The 17,161-nt window shown below is 40.5% G+C and carries 13 protein-coding genes; 10 read left to right on the forward strand and 3 right to left on the reverse strand.

The window, feature by feature from the left end:
• Positions 1-94: 94 nt before the first annotated feature.
• Positions 95-919: a LysR family transcriptional regulator gene (locus AC58UU_RS35390; RefSeq protein ID WP_497322181.1), complete on the forward strand. Its 825-nt coding sequence runs from the start codon at positions 95-97 to the stop codon at positions 917-919.
• Between the two features lie 142 nt (positions 920-1,061).
• Positions 1,062-2,249 carry a benzoate/H(+) symporter BenE family transporter gene (locus AC58UU_RS35395; protein ID WP_497322182.1) on the forward strand — a complete coding sequence of 396 codons (1,188 nt, stop codon included), beginning with the start codon at positions 1,062-1,064 and terminating at the stop codon, positions 2,247-2,249.
• A gap of 192 nt (positions 2,250-2,441) precedes the next feature.
• On the opposite strand, the gene AC58UU_RS35400 is transcribed toward AC58UU_RS35395, so the two are convergent.
• From AC58UU_RS35400 to AC58UU_RS35410, 3 genes are read right to left on the reverse strand one after another with little or no spacing between them, the layout of a single operon-like run.
• Positions 2,442-3,632 carry an MFS transporter gene (locus AC58UU_RS35400; protein WP_497322183.1) on the reverse strand — a complete coding sequence of 397 codons (1,191 nt, stop codon included), beginning with the start codon at positions 3,630-3,632 and terminating at the stop codon, positions 2,442-2,444.
• Between the two features lie 13 nt (positions 3,633-3,645).
• Positions 3,646-5,157, reverse strand: a complete 1,512-nt coding sequence (locus AC58UU_RS35405) for a helix-turn-helix domain-containing protein (protein WP_497322184.1) — start codon at positions 5,155-5,157, stop codon at positions 3,646-3,648.
• Positions 5,154-6,896, reverse strand: coding sequence for a cache domain-containing sensor histidine kinase (locus tag AC58UU_RS35410; protein WP_497322185.1), 1,743 nt, complete (start codon positions 6,894-6,896; stop codon positions 5,154-5,156). The genes AC58UU_RS35405 and AC58UU_RS35410 overlap by 4 nt, the downstream gene beginning before the upstream one ends.
• A gap of 173 nt (positions 6,897-7,069) precedes the next feature.
• Here AC58UU_RS35410 and AC58UU_RS35415 point away from each other — a divergent pair, with 173 nt between their 5' ends.
• The 8 genes from AC58UU_RS35415 to AC58UU_RS35450 all read left to right on the forward strand — a co-directional run bounded on the left by AC58UU_RS35415 (position 7,070) and on the right by AC58UU_RS35450 (position 17,101).
• A complete protein-coding gene (locus tag AC58UU_RS35415; protein ID WP_497322186.1) occupies positions 7,070-8,389 on the forward strand; it encodes an ABC transporter substrate-binding protein in 1,320 nt (439 codons plus the stop codon).
• Between the two features lie 204 nt (positions 8,390-8,593).
• On the forward strand, positions 8,594-9,433 hold the full coding sequence (locus AC58UU_RS35420) for a carbohydrate ABC transporter permease (protein ID WP_497322206.1): 840 nt from the start codon (positions 8,594-8,596) through the stop codon (positions 9,431-9,433).
• A complete protein-coding gene (locus tag AC58UU_RS35425; RefSeq protein ID WP_497322187.1) occupies positions 9,430-10,242 on the forward strand; it encodes a carbohydrate ABC transporter permease in 813 nt (270 codons plus the stop codon). Before AC58UU_RS35420 ends, AC58UU_RS35425 begins: the two co-directional genes overlap by 4 nt.
• Positions 10,243-10,411: 169 nt before the next feature.
• A complete protein-coding gene (locus AC58UU_RS35430; protein WP_497322188.1) occupies positions 10,412-11,188 on the forward strand; it encodes a sugar phosphate isomerase/epimerase family protein in 777 nt (258 codons plus the stop codon).
• A 201-nt stretch (positions 11,189-11,389) separates the two neighbouring features.
• Entirely contained in the window at positions 11,390-13,024 is a 1,635-nt protein-coding gene (locus tag AC58UU_RS35435; protein ID WP_497322189.1) for a response regulator, read from the forward strand.
• Positions 13,024-14,820, forward strand: a complete 1,797-nt coding sequence (locus AC58UU_RS35440; RefSeq protein WP_497322190.1) for a sensor histidine kinase — start codon at positions 13,024-13,026, stop codon at positions 14,818-14,820. Before AC58UU_RS35435 ends, AC58UU_RS35440 begins: the two co-directional genes overlap by 1 nt.
• Entirely contained in the window at positions 14,810-15,799 is a 990-nt protein-coding gene (locus tag AC58UU_RS35445) for a substrate-binding domain-containing protein (RefSeq protein ID WP_497322191.1), read from the forward strand. The genes AC58UU_RS35440 and AC58UU_RS35445 overlap by 11 nt, the downstream gene beginning before the upstream one ends.
• A gap of 27 nt (positions 15,800-15,826) precedes the next feature.
• Entirely contained in the window at positions 15,827-17,101 is a 1,275-nt protein-coding gene (locus tag AC58UU_RS35450; RefSeq protein ID WP_497322192.1) for an ABC transporter substrate-binding protein, read from the forward strand.
• Positions 17,102-17,161: the final 60 nt, after the last annotated feature.

Raw genomic sequence — 17,161 nt, forward strand, 5'->3', positions numbered from 1 at the left:
AGAATGACTATAGAATGACACGATTTGATCTATAATACAAATACTATTAATATTATATAATCATAATAATTTTGTTATATATCTGGGGGCGTTTATGAATACTAAACACTTGTCCTTGTTCATGCAGGTTATTAAAAAGGGGAGTATTACTCAAGTTGCAAAGGATACCTATGTGAGCCAACCTGCGATTTCAATGCAGCTTAAGCGTTTGGAGCAGGAAGTAGGAGTTCCCTTGTTTACGGTTGTTGGTCGGGATATCGCTGTGACGGATGCAGGACTTACTCTGATGGAGTATGCAGAGACCATGCTGTCCTTGGAAGGGCAGATTTATCGGGCAATGGAGGAATATCGGCTAGGGAATCGAGGCAAAATCATTGTAGCTGCCTCCCAAGTAGTCGCCGCGTATTTGCTACCGAAAATCATGTATTCGTTTACTCAAACATATTCCGATATCACAGTAGAACTGCAAACAAGAACGGATGAGGAAATTGAGAGATTAGTCAGAATGGGCAGCATTGATATCGGAATGACACTGCAGCCACCAGACGATCATTTTTCATTTCGAGTCACGCCATTCGCTCAGGAGCGATTGATAGGTATTCAGCCTTCGTTGTCATTCCATAGCCGAAAGATGATCGTTCCTCGAGATGTTGTATCCTTACCCATAAACGATACATGGGATATGGAGATCATGCCTCTCGATTCCACCGAAACGGTTAAACAATTTGTCATGCAAGGGATGGGGTATGGAGTGATTTTGGAATCAGCTGCTAGTTTAGAGCTATCTTATGGGAAGCTGCTGCCTTGGACAACGTTCACACCAATACCTGTGGTAGCGAGTGTTATTACAAGGCCTGCCGAGCGTCTGTCCAAGAGTGTTTGGTATTTCTTGAATCATCTAAGGAGTGGAGAGGACTGATGAGATGGGAAATAATGGCGGGATTGGTTGGGAAAGAAATCTCGAAATTGGGTGGTTACTTACCAATGAGGCTAAGCTACTATTATGTAAATAAGTAGTTACCTTTTCATAGGAAAAAACAATAGGATAGATTGGGGAGTATATGTCAGCTCTGAATACACAAAACCTATCGACCGGCGTTATGTCTGCGTTGATGGCCTGCACGGGTGGCGCCATCATGATCATAAATAGTGCTGAAACAGCGGGGTTTAGCCGCTCGCAGCTGATTTCCTGGTTGTTCTGTGTCTACTGCTTAGGCGGTATTCTAAATTTGGTATTGACGTGGAAATACAAGATCCCTTTTGCCGGGGCACACTCGATCACGGCTGTTGCTTTTCTAAGCACGATTGTTGATCAATTTAAGCTGAGTGAATTGGCAGGCGGTTTCATTATGGCGGGGGGACTTATCGCTATATTCGGCTTTACGGGATTATTCAGTAAAGCGTTGGATTTCATCCCAAAGCCTTTTATTGATGCTATGCTAGCTGGCTTGGTTCTTCAATATGTGGTGAATATCATTCCAGCGTTAAAGGATTCACCTCTTATTGGCGGAATGGCCATTTTAGGTTTTTTTATCGCACCCAAAATTTCGAAATCAATCCCACCGTTACTAGGGGTGATACTCTTTGGCGTCTTGGGGCTTTTTATTGGGTATGATTTCCCGGCAGTACCGGAGGCTGCTGAGTTTGCCTTACCTCAAATCATTATTCCTTCCTTTACCGTTCACAGTTTCTTCTCGATTGCGATTCCGATTGCCGTTCTGATTTTGACAAATGATATTGCAGTGGCTTTAGCTGCTTTGAAGAAAAACGATTATCAGCCTCCAGTTAACCAGACGCTTGTGCTTTCAGGGGTTGGCACGCTTATCGCCGGTTTTTTTGGAGGCCATGCCGTGAACATTGGGGGGATGATGACCGCGCTCTGCAGCAGTAAGGAAGCAGGGCCTAAAGAAAATCGGATAGGTGCGGCATTAGTTTCCGGAGGACTAGTTACTTTATTCGGTTTATTTGCTTGGAAAGTCATTGTGATTATTGAAATGCTGCCTTCCGCTTTTATTACGATGTTATCAGGATTTGCTCTCATAGCTGTATTGTTAAATAGCATGCAAGCTGCATTCTCGGAGTCGTCTTATCGATACTCGACTTTGTTTGCTTTTCTAATCGCGATTTCAAATGTCTCATTTGTTGGGGTATCCTCTCCTGTGTGGTCTTTGTTGGTAGGGATTATTTCAGCGCAAATTTTCGGTGAAGGAAAGTTTAATAAGAGAATAGTGCGGGGAGAGCAGACTTAAGCCGTTCCAAATGAGTGAGTGATAAGAAGGTCCATCGGACTTTTTGTTGTCATGAGTTTACGCCTGGCGCGCATACTCAAAAGTTAAGAACGCTTTACGATTACCTGCAAAAGTAAGGGAATTTGAAATTAGTGAATTCGAGGAATAGCAAATAGCGCATTTTACCGTGATGGACGGTGGATGCGCTGTTTGCTATCCTCCTAAAGATCCTGATTTCAAAATTCTCTTCTCCTTATAAAGCACGTTCATAATAATAACTAGCGCAACCATCACCAATGTGATCGGTATGATAAAAATAGTTGGTGATATACCTCGGATCAATACGGGCAGTAAGTAGCCGATGAGTGATGCTGTTTGGGAGATAAAAAGGTACAAACTGGCCCCAAAGCCTGTGTGGTTGATAAACATGCGCTGAACGTAACCCATTGCTACTCCATATAAAATGGAGATGGATAAAGAATAGACAGGCTGGACCGTAAAAAACAGCGCTAAAGGAGAAGACAGTGTATACACGATATAAGTGACGAGCGCACATATGCCGCCTAATACCATGATGGGTTTGCTCCCGAACTTAGCCGCCCAATAACCTGTCAAGGTCATGAATAACAGTTCAAAAACGGCCTGGCCGCTCCACAGGTACGACATGAGATCTGGCTTTCCGAACCTTTCATTGAAAACTAAAGGTAAATACAATCCACGGATGGCGTCAGCACATAAAAGCATCAAGAGCGCTATCAACATGGCCAAAGAGAACGGTTCACCGGCCTTGATGGCTGCGGTTTCGTTCGTCCCTTTAACTTCGCTATAAAACAGCAGCAGTAAGAAGAGACCAGCAAAACCTGCAACATTGCCCCAAAGTACTCCTTGGAATCCTGTAATCAGATACAGATTTGCACCGAACAACAGGCCCATAAAAAAACCAACGCTATACCCAGCACGAAGCCAAAGCATCGCTATTTCCATAATGGATTCGGCTTGTTTTTTGAAATGATTGCGGGCCATAGCAAAGAGTTGTCCCATGATCAATCCAGATGGGCCCACGGCAATCGACATGCCAGTTAGAGCTTCTATATAATTGTCAGCATGCATGTAGAAGATGAGCCCGCTTGCGCAAATTACAGCAGCAATCATCGGAATTGGTTTTTTCCTCTTGATCCTGTCACTCATAATGCCGACGGATAACGTAATGGCCATATTCAGAAACAATGAGATAGAGAAAATGGACGCGATTTCGCCTTTAGATAAACCTAGATGATCCTTCAAATATACCGCATTCATAGGAGCAAGTATGCCAGTGCCGATCCCATAAATAACGATAGCTAAAAGTAGATATCCTGCTCCCTTAATACGCAGAAATAATTTGATATCTGATTTCAATTGCATGTTCTACGTCCTTTCATTGTTTGGTTATATGTTCAAGATACTGCTCTCTAAATTGAGAGGGGGAAGAGCCATGAAATTCCGAAAAGGTTTTGATGAAATGACTAGTGCTGTAATAACCAAGTTGTTTAGCTATTTCTTGAATTTTCATGTTCGTTTTTTCTATCAATATCTCCTTAGCTTTATGCATACGAATCTGGGTAATGTACCGCGAAAACGTGACACCGCATCGTTTGCTGAAGAGTGTGCTCAAATAGTTAGGTGTAATATTGAATTGAGTCGCTAGTTGATGGATGCCGATATCATCCATATAATGCTGCTCAATATGGCGAATGACTTGATTAATCAAATCCTGATTGGCCAAGTCTTTATTAGCAGAAGTAGGTAACAACTTCTCGCCGAGTTCCCTGAGTTTATCTATCCATATTTTCGACTGACTGTTAGGGTCAAACGCTCTTTTGATGGTCGTATTAAAGAATTCACAGATGGCGTGGATGGTTTTGATCTGATGCAGGGGAAGAGAAGTTAATTGTCGCTCCAGGGTGTCGATTTCTTTCTTATAGAATAAGTATTCATTGTTTTGATAAAAACGGACTACCTTTTCAGCAGTTCGGCTGATTTCAACGATAGGCTGATCGTTATTTTGATAGAAATCCAAATCTTTCTTTAACCATACGCCACTATGAGGTAAGACGGCCCTTAGCGGAGCTGAGTTTTGAAGACTTGAAATTTGTTGAATACATGTTTCCAAGTCATCACTAATATCACTTTGCAAAGCAGTTAATGAAAAATAGTCGGTTTTATATTCTATCATCTTGGATTTAATAAAATTAACTAACTCTGAGCGTATACTCATCATAATTGAACGATGCGAAGGATTCCAGGCTGTTATAATCGCATAATCGCCATTACGTAGCGTAATTTTGGCATACCTGATATCTTTATGATTCATCGTTTTTTTCATATGGGTCTGTATCTCTTTCAACCATGTTTGTATCAGCTGCAGCTTTAAAGATTCAGATAAGGAACTGTCTATACAAATAAGGGTGCCGGAAAACTGATGAGATTGGATACCTGATAAATCCTGTAATGTTCTGTTGCCCCATATGAAAGAGGAAATTAAAAACTCAAATTCATCATTACCTTTTACCAAATCATGATTATAATCCTCTGAAATCTCCTCTACACACTCTGACAATGATTGTGGGTCAACTGGTTTTAACAGGTAGTTTTTAACGCCTAGTCGAATGGCCTCTTGCGCGTATTTGAAGTCGGATGAACCTGACAAAATGACCCATCTAGTTTGAGGTGACAGCTCTTTCGCTACTCTGATTGCCTCAAGACCATCTATCTTTGGCATACGGATGTCTATGAAAGCGAGCTGAGGCTGATGCAATTGAGACATTTCAATCAATTCTTCGCCATTGCATGCTTCTCCAACAATATCGAGAGGCATGTCTAGCTCCAGCAGCATATTCTTAATTGTCGTTCTAACCCAAGTCTCATCATCGGCAATGATAATTCTCATAAATGTGCTCCTTTTAGCGGAATGGTAATATGAATAGTTGTCCCCACTCCAGGTCTACTCTGAATCATGAAACTAGCATCAGGATAAAGCATTTCTAATCTTGCCTTTACGTTAGATATTCCAATTTGCTGCTTGGTTGATTGAAAGTCACTCATTTCGAATCCGACCCCAGTATCACGTACTTTGATTTGGATGAATTCCTTATCTTCATGAACATAAATAAGAGCTTTAGCTTCAACAAGACCTGGTTTTTCGCTAGGTTCAATGCCATGAATGATCGCATTCTCCACAATCGGTTGAATTAAAAGCTTAGGAATTTGAAAAGAACCTACAATTTTCTCGTAACCGATATCAATTTGCAGTTTCTCGTTGAACCGGAGTTTTTGAAGCAAGGCATATCCCTGCAAAATTTGAAACTCTTGTTCAATTGTTGTGGTTTGATTATTGGCAAGAATATAGCGGAGCATACCGCTCAAGGCAAATGTGGCATCTTCAAGTTTTCGCTTTTCACCTATTTGATTCAAACCTATAAATCCTGTCAATACATTGTAAAGAAAATGAGGTTGAATTTGTGATTGAAGTGCTTGATATTCTGCTTCTTTTAAGGAAAGGGCCGTCTTATATTCGCGGTTAATCATATCATCCAATTGAAAAATCATCTTGTTTAAGGATTGTCCGAGCTGTGAAATCTCATCCTTTCCGATAGAAGTAAAACGTGCTTGTAAGTTTCCTGTCCGGACTTCTTTCATGACGCCATTCATTTGTTTAAATGGTGTTACGATCCATCTGGTTAAATACATAAAAAGAATGAAAGTGACCACGATACCACCGGCCGAGACAATGATAGCAACAGTGGAAATCCATTGTATTTTAGAATTCATTTCTGACTCAGATAGAAGTACGACAATATTCCAATTCGCAGATTTTAAGTTTTTGGAAAGGGTTACATATTTTTGGTCACCGATTGCAATCTTGCTGCTTTTGTTAGAGAGTTGAGTCACCAAAGTGTCGGGCACTTCTTTATTGGAATAAAGCAGTTGATTGTCCTCATCCATAATGACAATCATGGAATTCATACTAAATGAAATATCTTCAGTTATTTTGCTAAGCGCCCCATAATCTGCATCTGCTATGATAACTGCTATAGGTTCTTTGGAATCGGGATCTTTGATCATACGAGCAACTGAGAATACACGAGTGTTCATCGTTCCGGATAAGTAGTCTTGTTTATGGGATCCTACAAAAGCTGCATTACCATTAGCTAGAAGTGCCTTCTGGAACCAATTTTGCTTCTGATAAGGAAAGCCCTGCACAAGATTAGTCGCATCAAACCTACTACTCAAATGTCCTTGTCCATCATTAGTCACAATAACCGTGTTTAAGATCTCTTTTCTTGTACTGATCAAATAACTGGGCAAGGCCCCATTAAGAGCACGAGAGGTTTTTAGTTTGGTATAATCGTCCAAGCTCGAATTGGACTGGTATGCGGTTATTTTGAGAGCTTGTATAAGTTCATCGTTATAGTAAGGTAATAATGTTAGACGATCCAAGTCATCCAAATACGTTTCTAAGTTTCTTGATAAGGAGTTCATGGCGCCGGAGGTTACATGCTGCGTTTCTTCACTAATCAAGCTTTTGAAATAATAAGGTAGAATAATCGCTAGAGTAAGAAAAGGCAAAATAATGGTTGCCGTAAAAATAATCATTAATTTATTGCGAAGAGATAAGCTGATTGTCATGAAAGCGCCTCCTAAGAGACAAGCATATAGTGAGGGGGCCGACGTGTCAATCCATGTTGAACAGTGTAGAAAATCACAATCAGAGTGTAGATATCCATCATTGAAAACGTTATTACTCATGTTAGGATATGAATGTAAGCAGTTACAAAACATATTTGAGGGGGAAGACAAAGATGAAAAGTGTAAAATGGCAAGCTACATTGTGCGTATTAATCGCTACTACAGGAATTTTGTCCGCTTGTGGCGCTAACAAACAGGTAACCGATATCAAACCTACTGCTACAACGGAAACAAAACAAGAGGATAAGAAGGATTCAGCTAAGCCAGTCACGATTAGTGTTGCAACAAACGTGGTCGGTGAACAAGCCAAAGTCTTACAAACTATCGCTGATAATTTCACGAAAGAGAATCCTACCATCAAGGTTGAATTCAGTGCTCCAGGTAAAGATTACGAAAACATGATGAAAGTAAAAATGGCAAGTAATGATTTACCCGATGTTTTCTCTACGCATGGTTGGGCCAAAATCAGATATGGACAGTATTTGGCTGATTTGAAAGATCAAGCTTGGGTGGGAACTCTGGATGATGCTATTAAATCTGCTGTAACTGACGATAAAGGTAAAGTATACGTTTTGCCAATGGATCAAGATAAATCAGGAATTGCTTACAATGTGGATGTATTAGAAAAATATAACATTGCAGTTCCTAAAACGTATGATCAAATGATGCAAGCGGCAGAAACAATTAAAACCAAAAGTGGTGGTACAGTAGCGCCTTTCCATATGGGAGGTTCAGATAATTGGCCAGTGGGACAGTATTTTGACTATTTTGCTACTCCGCTTTATGCAAGTGCCGCTACAAACAATTCTGCCCAGCTGCTAGATGGTACTTTTGATTGGAATAACTGGGATAAATTCGCTCAAATGTTTGCTGATCTATACAAAAAAGGTTACTTAAACAAAGATGTCTTAACGGCTAAGTACAATGATGATGCGAAAGCATTAGCAGAAGGCAAAACGGCCTTTCTTTTCTACGGAGCTTATGTGATTGAAGAAGCAAAGAAAGTGAATCCACAGTTGAAAGCTGGTTTCATGCCAATTCCATCTATCGTTGAAGGTGACAGCCCTACCTTTGTCGGCGGGGAAAAAACAACCTGGGGAGTCTCTAAAGATTCCAAAAACATAGAAGCAGCCAAAAAGTTTGTCGCTTACTACGCAAAACCTGAGAATGCTCAATTGGTGGCTGTCTCCAATGCATTGCCTTCAGGAATCAAAGGTGCCAAAGTGGATGCCGGTGATTTAAGCAAATACTATGAGCAGTATAAAGACGTGCGTGTACTTCCGTATTTTGACCGTGTATTTTTACCGAACGGTATGTGGGATGTTATGTGTAAAAATGGTCAAGATATCATTGCTGGCGGAATTACAGCGAAGCAATTCTCTGAAAATATGAAAAAAGAATACACTCGTTTAAGAGCAACAGTTACAAAGTAAGGATACATAGATGGAAAAAGAATAGCCCCTAATCGTGCATTTATGTTTATGGGCTATTCTTGTTCCGCCTCGCAGTGGTTTAGGAAGGAGAGAGAAAAATTGAATACTGTAGATACGAAAGCGATACAAAATAAAAATCGCGTAGAAATACATAAATCTAGTTGGATTAAGAAGCTGCTTTTGTCTCCAAATGCGTTAAACATCATGTACTTACCTGCCTTACTTTTGTTTGGTTTATTTATTTTTTATCCATTGGTCAAAGGAATTAGAATCTCTTTTACGGATTGGGATGGCTACTCACCAACGTTTAACTGGATAGGTTGGGATAAATATACCCAGATGTTCACGGATAAAAAAATATTCATTACAATGAAGAATACGCTTATATATGGGCTTGGAAGCACACTGTTTCAAAACCTGTTAGGGCTTGCATACGCCTTGTTCCTGGATCAGAAAATACGTGGAAAAGGCTTGGTCAGAACTATTGTTTATCTGCCAGTTATTATTAGTCCGTTGATTATGGGTTACATTTGGTATTTCTTTTTTCAATATGATGGTGGAGCCATTAACGATATTAGGATCCTGTTTCATCAAGCTCCCGCCGATTGGCTCGCTAATGGCCCTGTGGCTGTAGGGATTATTACTTTTGTTAATACCTATCAGTTTATGGGAGTAGCGATGATTATTTACTTGGCAGGCTTGCAATCGATACCGAAAGATTATTATGAAGCTGCTTCAATCGATGGTGCCAGATGGTTTGCACGATTCCAAAATGTAACGTTACCGTTATTGATGCCATCGATTACGATTAATGTTGTCGTCAATATCATTGGTGGTCTGAAGCTATTTGACGTTATTGTGGCTCTGACCAACGGGGGGCCTGGCTATGCGTCTCAATCTTTATCTACGATGATGTACAACTTGTACTTTGCACGACAAGATGCCGGGTATGCAGCTGCTCTAGGTAATGTGATGTTCATACTCATTGGTGTAGTCAGCTTGACCTTATTGAGAATGCTACGTAAAAAGGAAGTGAGCTTATGATTAAGAACATTTTGAAGTATTTACTCATAGGGCTCATCTCGATTGTGCATATTATTCCTTTCTATATTTTAATAAACTTATCATTTAAAGGTGCAAGCGATGTAAGTTCCAAGTGGCTTCCAGCTACATCATTAAGTCTTAGTAACTTTGTGGACGTTTGGAAGCAAGCGCACTTAGGTAAAGCGATTCTGAACAATATAATCATCACAGCTGTCGTTCTTGTGCTAGTTATTCTAATTGGTTCAATTGCTTCCTATCCGCTGGCTAGACATAGAACCAAATGGAACAATTTTATTTACACCGTCTGTATATCATGCTTAATTATCCCTGCACTTACGATTCTGGTACCTCTGTATAAATTGATTGTGGATATTGGAGGTATTAATACGTACTGGGCGATCTCATTAGCGCAAGTAACTTTTACTCTTCCAATGACCATTTTTCTCTACACTGGCTTTATAAGTACAATTCCAAAGGAATTGGACGAAGCAGGCGTCATTGACGGTTGCAATCAATATGCTATTTTCTTTCGTCTTATTTTGCCATTATTAGAACCCATCACTGCGACTATTGTTATTTTAATTGGTGTCCAAGTTTGGAATGATTATCAATTCTCCTTATTTTTTCTGCAAAAAAGAGAGTTTCAAACGGTTCCCGTTGTTCTATCCATGTTTATTTCACAGTTCCAAAGTAATATAAATTGGGTAGCAGCCGGATGTTTGATGGGGATGTTACCAATTACAGTCGTTTATCTGTTTCTTCAAAAGTTTTTTGTAAAAGGTATGGCGGATGGAGCCATTAAAGGATAGGTGAGAATGCAACATACCGTAGGCAGAGGCTTGGGTTTGCGGGTTTGCGGCTCTGCGCAACAATTGCGACTTGTAGGCGACAAGGATTGAATCGTATATTGCAAATATCAAATTCTGCGCAGGCCGCAACAAGAGGTTGTTTCAATATTCTATGAAAGCGAGTGACAAAATGAAAACAGCAGCACAGCTTTATACAATAAGGGATTTTCTAAAAACGCCCGAGGACATTTCTATCAGTCTGAAAAAGGTTAAACAAATCGGATATCACGCCATTCAAGTTTCAGGAATAGGTCCTATCGGTAATAATGAATTGAAAGAAATTGCAGACCGTGAGCAACTGACGATCTGTGCGACCCATATTCCATATGCGGATTTAACCAATAACTTGGATGCTGTTATTGAGAAGCATAAGATTTGGGATTGTAAATATGTGGGATTAGGAGGTATGCCGCCGGGAAATCGTAGCAGCAAAGAAGGATATATAACTTTCGCCAAAGAAGCATCGGACATTGGAAGAAAATTAAAACAGGCAGGATTACAATTCTTTTATCATAACCATTCTTTTGAGTTCGCGAAATTCGATGGGAAAACCGGGCTAGAAATCCTCATGGAGGAGACTGACCCAGAAGACTTTGAATTCTTACTTGATCTCTACTGGGTTCAATCTGGAGGAGCAGATCCGATAGAATGGATAAACAAACTGAAGGGAAGAATGAAACTCGTTCATTTGAAAGATTTTGCAGTAATGAGTGATATGGAGCAGCGATTTGCCGAGATTGGTGAAGGTAATATGAATTATTCCCGGATTTTGGAGGCTTGTAAACAAGTTGGTGTTGAATGGGCGCCGGTTGAACAAGACGACTGTTATGGTCGAGATCCATTTGACTGCTTGGCGACCAGCTTCAATTATTTGAAGAAACTTGGTTTTGCTGGGACAGACCAATAAAGTCTTGAAGCAATAAATTAAGTTTTGAAGTAATTAGGCGTTCACTCTATTGGGAGAACGCTTATTATTTATGTTGTATGGAGGAGTCCTTAGGCGTATAGTACAAAATAAACTTCTTCCCGATGAGAGTAAAGACTTGTATAATATTAGAAATAAAACTTGGGAGTTTTTGAAAGCGTTCTCCTTCGATAAGCCGAATTAATGGAGGTGTACACACTGTATAGAATTGTGATCGTCGATGATGAAGCTGAAGTGAGAGAAGGAATAAAGGAGAGTATAGAGTGGGATAGGCACGGTTTTGAATGTATTGGAGACTATCGGAATGGCAAAGAAGCTTTGGAAGCCATTTCAGAACTCAAGCCAGACCTCGTCTTGTCTGATATTTGTATGCCATTTATGGACGGAATTGAATTGACTAGACAAATTCATTTGAATTATCCCTATATCAAGGTGATCATCCTTACCGGTCATGATGAGTTTGACTACGCCCAGAAGGCACTGCGCTTGAAAGTACACGATTTTATCGTAAAACCTATTACGGCAAACGAACTTCGCAGTCTGCTTGATAAAGTGAAATTAGAGATGGATAAGGAAGCGGAAAATCGCGAAAATCTCTCTCACCTTAAAATGCAACTTCATCAAAGCTTACCTTTATTAAGAGAGCGCTTTCTTGAGCAGTTAATCAACGGGACATTAAGAGATGTAACCATTCACGATAGATTTCAATATTTCAGCCTTCCGCTGATATCTCCACCTTATCTTGTTGTAGCAATAGACATTGACGACTTAGACGAAATAAAAAAAGAAAGATGGCAAAACGATCCTGAGCTTTTCCGATACGCGGCCTTTAATATTGTTCAAGAAGTTATGGAGGGTAAAGATGTAATCGTCTTTCGAACGAGGGAAGAACGAATTATCGTTATTTTTTCCGGGGAGGCGGAAAAAGGACTCAATGAAACTGCGATCAACTTATCTGAAGTGATTCGCTTCTGCATAGAGAAATATTTGAAATTTACAGTAACGGTTGGTGTCGGTAAGCAGTGCAGCACCTTAAACGAGCTCCCTCTTTCTTACAAAGGGGCAATCTCCGCACTCGATTACCGCTTTTTGCATGGTAAAAATAAGGTCATCAGCATCCTGGATATGGAAGGCGCAAATAAGCCAGTGCAGCAACTTGATATCGAATGGAACCGCAGGTTTTCTACGTTGATAAAAACGGGGACGTTCGAGGAAGCTCAAATTCTAATTGGGCAATTAATCAGCAAACTAAAGGATTCCTTGATGTCATTGGGAGCCTGTTATTTACAAATTCAAGCGATTATTATTGCTATTATGACTATGATTCACGAGTTGGTTGGAGATGACAGTGCTCATTTTAAAGGACATGAAATCCTACTAGAAGATATCAATCGATTCAAAACGCTGGATGAAATTGAAACATGGCTCAACACGATTTGTAAAGAAGCAATTTCATATATTTCAGAGCAAAGAAACGATCAAACGAAAATGCAAGTTCTGAATGTGATTGCCTATATCGAGAAGCATTATTCTGATGAGAACCTTACTGTCGATGACCTCTGCCGCCATGTACATTTGAGTAAAAGCTACTTCAGTACTGTATTTAAGCAGCATAAGGAACAAACGATTATGGAATATGTAACTCGAGTTAGGATTGAAAAAGCCAAAGATTTGCTGCAGCATACCCCAATGAAATCCTATGAAGTTGCGTCAAAAGTAGGCTATGGCGATCCCCAATACTTTAGTGTGCTGTTTAAAAAAAATACGGGGACAACCCCTACCGAATATCGAGAAAAGTTGTTGAGGGAGAAAATTTAATGAGAAAAGAAAGGGATGTCGGGTTGTTTCTTTTCAAATTTAGAAGCATCCAATCCAGTATTTCTGTCGTCTTTTCTTGCTTAATCTTATTTTTAATCGTAATCACGAGCTACATCTCCTATCGTCTCTCGGCTGACGCGGTAGAAACGAATTCTAAACATTACATATCTGAAATTATCCAACAGATTAATATCAACATCCAATCCTACATAACCAATATGGAAGATATCTCTATGCTGGCATCAACGAACAAAGACGTGAAATATTACATTACGGAGACGAGCTTCATAAACGATGAGGAACGTAGGCCGTATGAGAAAAGAATATCCGATTTATTTCAATCGATATTAATTACCCGTAAAGATATTGCCTCGATCATGGTTTTTGGGTATAACAACCGATTTGTCTCAGACCGCAGAATTACAAGTTTGAACATAAACGCGAATATTGAGGAACAGCCTTGGTACAAAAATGCGAAGGCAGAAGGTGGTAAATCTGTCATCTCTGCCCCGCACGTCCAAAATATTATCCAGAATGAGTACCGTTGGGTTGTTTCATTAAGTCGGGAGCTAAAAAGTGCAGACGGCATTACGGGAGAAGGTATTTTCTTGGTTGATTTGAATTTGAGTGTCATCAATGAAATTTGTAATCACATTAACCTGGGAAAAAGAGGATATGTATTCATCGTCGACAAGCAAGGAAGCATCGTTTATCACCCTCAGCAGAAGCTTATTAACAGCAATCTAAAGACGGAGATGATCGATAAGGTCAAACAATCCAGCAGTGGCAGCTTCATAACGGGAGAAGGAAACAAAAAACGGATTTACACAATCCAAGAGACTCATTTCGGATGGAAAATCGTCGGCGTCGCCTATGCAAGCGAGCTGATTGCCAACCAGTATCAAATCAATTTGTCTTATTTTTTATGGACGATTTTAGCTTTAGTGATCGCTTTGTACCTCTCCTTTTTCATCTCCCGCCACCTTTCGCGACCCATCAAGATGCTCCAAAGCAACATGAAACAAGTGGAAAAAGGAGACTTCAGCATCCGATCGGAATTTCGGAGCAAGAATGAAATTGGACAATTGAGTCATACCTTCAATATCATGGTGGGTCGAATCAGAGATTTAATGAATCAAATTATTCAAAATGAGGAAAGCAAACGAAAGAGTGAAATGAAGCTGCTTGAAGCACAGATCAATCCCCATTTTTTATACAATACCTTGGATTCGATTATATGGATGGCGGAACGTAAAAAGCACGATGAAGTTGTTCTGATGACTTCTTCTTTAGCCAAGCTGTTTCGCTCAATTATTAATAAAAATAATGAAACGGTCCCCGTGCGAGTTGAAATTGAGCATATCACCAACTATCTGTTGATTCAAACGATGAGATACAAGGACAAGCTTGACTTTCAGATCGATGTTGATCCCAGTATATTTGAAGTTCATATTCCCAAAATTATTTTACAGCCTATTGTTGAAAATGCAATCTATCATGGTATCAAAAATAAGTTGGAGTCTGGCTTAGTTAAAATAACTGGGAAAGCAGACGGGGATACCATTGTATTTGTCGTCGCGGATGATGGAGTAGGCATGGAACAGGAAAAGCTGGACCAAATTTTGAAGTTGAAAGAGGGTATCATCGGGGGGATTGGGGTCAGCAATGTGAATGAGCGAATTAAATTATTCGGGAAAGAGTTTGGTCTTACCTTTGAGAGCGAAAAGTGGGAAGGTACTAAGGTTACGATCGTACTACCCAAATGTGTCCAGAAAGGAGTTATAGATGGCACATAAGAAGCCTGTTTTTTTGGCCGTACTTCTCGTTATTGTGATCGGATTTATAGTGGTATATAGCGTGGAGATGCTGCGAATCACGAAACAAAGAAAGTTTGAGATCGCTGTCGTGTTGAAATCGAACAATATTCGCTCAGACTATTGGCAGATGGTTAGTACAGGTGTAAAGGCAGCAGCAAAGGAATTCGATGTAAATATCGACATTACGGGACCGTTATCGGAATCGGATACAGTTGGACAAATTCGCAACGTGGACGAGGCTCTTGTGAAAAAGCCCGACGCTATCATCCTTGCAGCAACAGATTACGATCGGCTTACACCTACCGTCCAAAAAATAAAGGAGTCCGGCATCAAGCTTATCTTGATCGATTCACCGATCCATACCCATGAAGAGACAAGCCTTATTGCAACCGACAATACGGAAGCAGGGAGAAAAGCCGGAATGATATTGGCCGGAGGGCGGAATGGCAAATTATATAAAGTAATGACGCTAAGCAGCGGCACAGGATCGATAGCTGAAAAGGAACGTAAGGACGGATTTAAGGAAGCAGTTGCGGATTCTCCAGGAATTGAATATGCAGGTAATTACGAGTTTAATGGGACAGAGGATGCAGCGTATGACCTGGTGAAGAATCTGCTATCCATGTATCCGGACATTCAAGGCATTGCCGGTTTGAATGAATCGGCTACTTTAGGGGCAGCCAGGGCTGTTAAAGAGAAACAATGGATAGATAAAGTCAAGATTGTCGGTTTCGACAGTTCCATTTACCAGATCAAACTTTTGGAGGAAGGCGTCATACAGGCGACAGTTGTGCAAAAGCCGTTCAATATGGGTTATTTGTCCGTTGAAACGGCGGTACAGGCCCTAAACGGGATCAAAGTGAACCCAAAGGTGAATATAGATGCCATTGTCATTACGAAAGAAAACATGTATACCCAGGAAAATCAAGAGCTTCTATTCCCTTTGGTGGAAAAGTAGCGGTGTGACGGAAGGGTGGATCAATTAATGAGCCAATTACATAAAAGAAAAATGGGTTCTTTGCTCGTACTCCTTCAATTTACGACAATGCTGCTCACCGGATGTATGTGGGGGGACGCTCATCATCCAGTTTCGACCGATACCGACGCTAAAGCGTCTATTACGTTTGTGGCTCCTGAGTATAGCGCGTCTACTAGACCTTATTTTGAAAACTTAGTGAAAGAGTTCGAGAAGAAGTACCCTAACATAAAGGTCGAACTCCAAGTGATTAACTGGGACATATTAGATAGTGCTTACAATACCATGATCAGCCGCAATCAACCTCCAGATTTGCTTCTCACTAATATATACGCGCATTTCGCTAAGGATGGACTGTTGAATCGTATGGAGGACCTTCTTTCTCCCGAATTGAAGGATAAATTTTACCCTTATCTTATGGATAGCAGTAAAATGCAGGGCATTCAATATACGGTTCCCTATGTTACGACCATCCGTGAATTATATTATAACAAGGATATTTTCAATGAAGTTGGCATTACAGAGCCGCCGAAAACATGGAAAGATCTAGAGGAAGTTGCACGCAAAATCAAGGATACGAGACAAGTGAACGGTTTCGGTGTCGATTTGACGGATAATGAAATTTGGGCGTATCTCTCCTATTTTTTTTACGGCGCTGGAGGAGGCTGGATGAAGGATGGCGAGTGGGCTATCAATTCTCCTGAAAATGTGGAAGGCATTACGTTTCTAAAGAACCTTTATGAAAAAGGTTTAACGGACCCGGAGCCAGCGATCACGACGCGCGACGAAAAACAGCGAATTCTAGGAAACGGCAAATTGGGGATGCTCATTTCCGGCAATTATTTTGAGGCGGTCGTACCACATGAATTCCCAGGGTTAAAATGGGCGAAAGGGCCGATTCCGGTAAAAGAGGGGCAGACTCCTCTGGTACTAGGTGTGCAGGACGTTTGGATGTCATTCAAAACCGATCATACCAACAAGGAGGCGTTGTCTAAATTTCTCGATTTTATTTATGAGGATGCACGTTATGAAGAGTTTGTTCTTAGGGAAGGATTTCTTCCTACAATTCGTACGGTAGGCGATAAATTAGCGGCTAATGATACATTCATGAAACAAAATCTCAACTCTATCCAAAGCGCAAGGTTTTACCCGATTAATCATCCAGCGTGGTCTGCCGTTCTTAACGCGACCAGGAATATGGGGCAAACCGTTTTGCTCGGTCAGATGACACCCAAACAAGCACTCGATCGGCTGCAGCAAATCGCTCTCGACAAAAGTCACTAATCCATGTAAGAACGAAGGTCAGGAAAATATTCCTGGCCTTTGTTTTTGTCCGTAGATAAG

The sequence above is a fragment of the Paenibacillus sp. JT22N1 genome, from assembly GCF_059692155.1.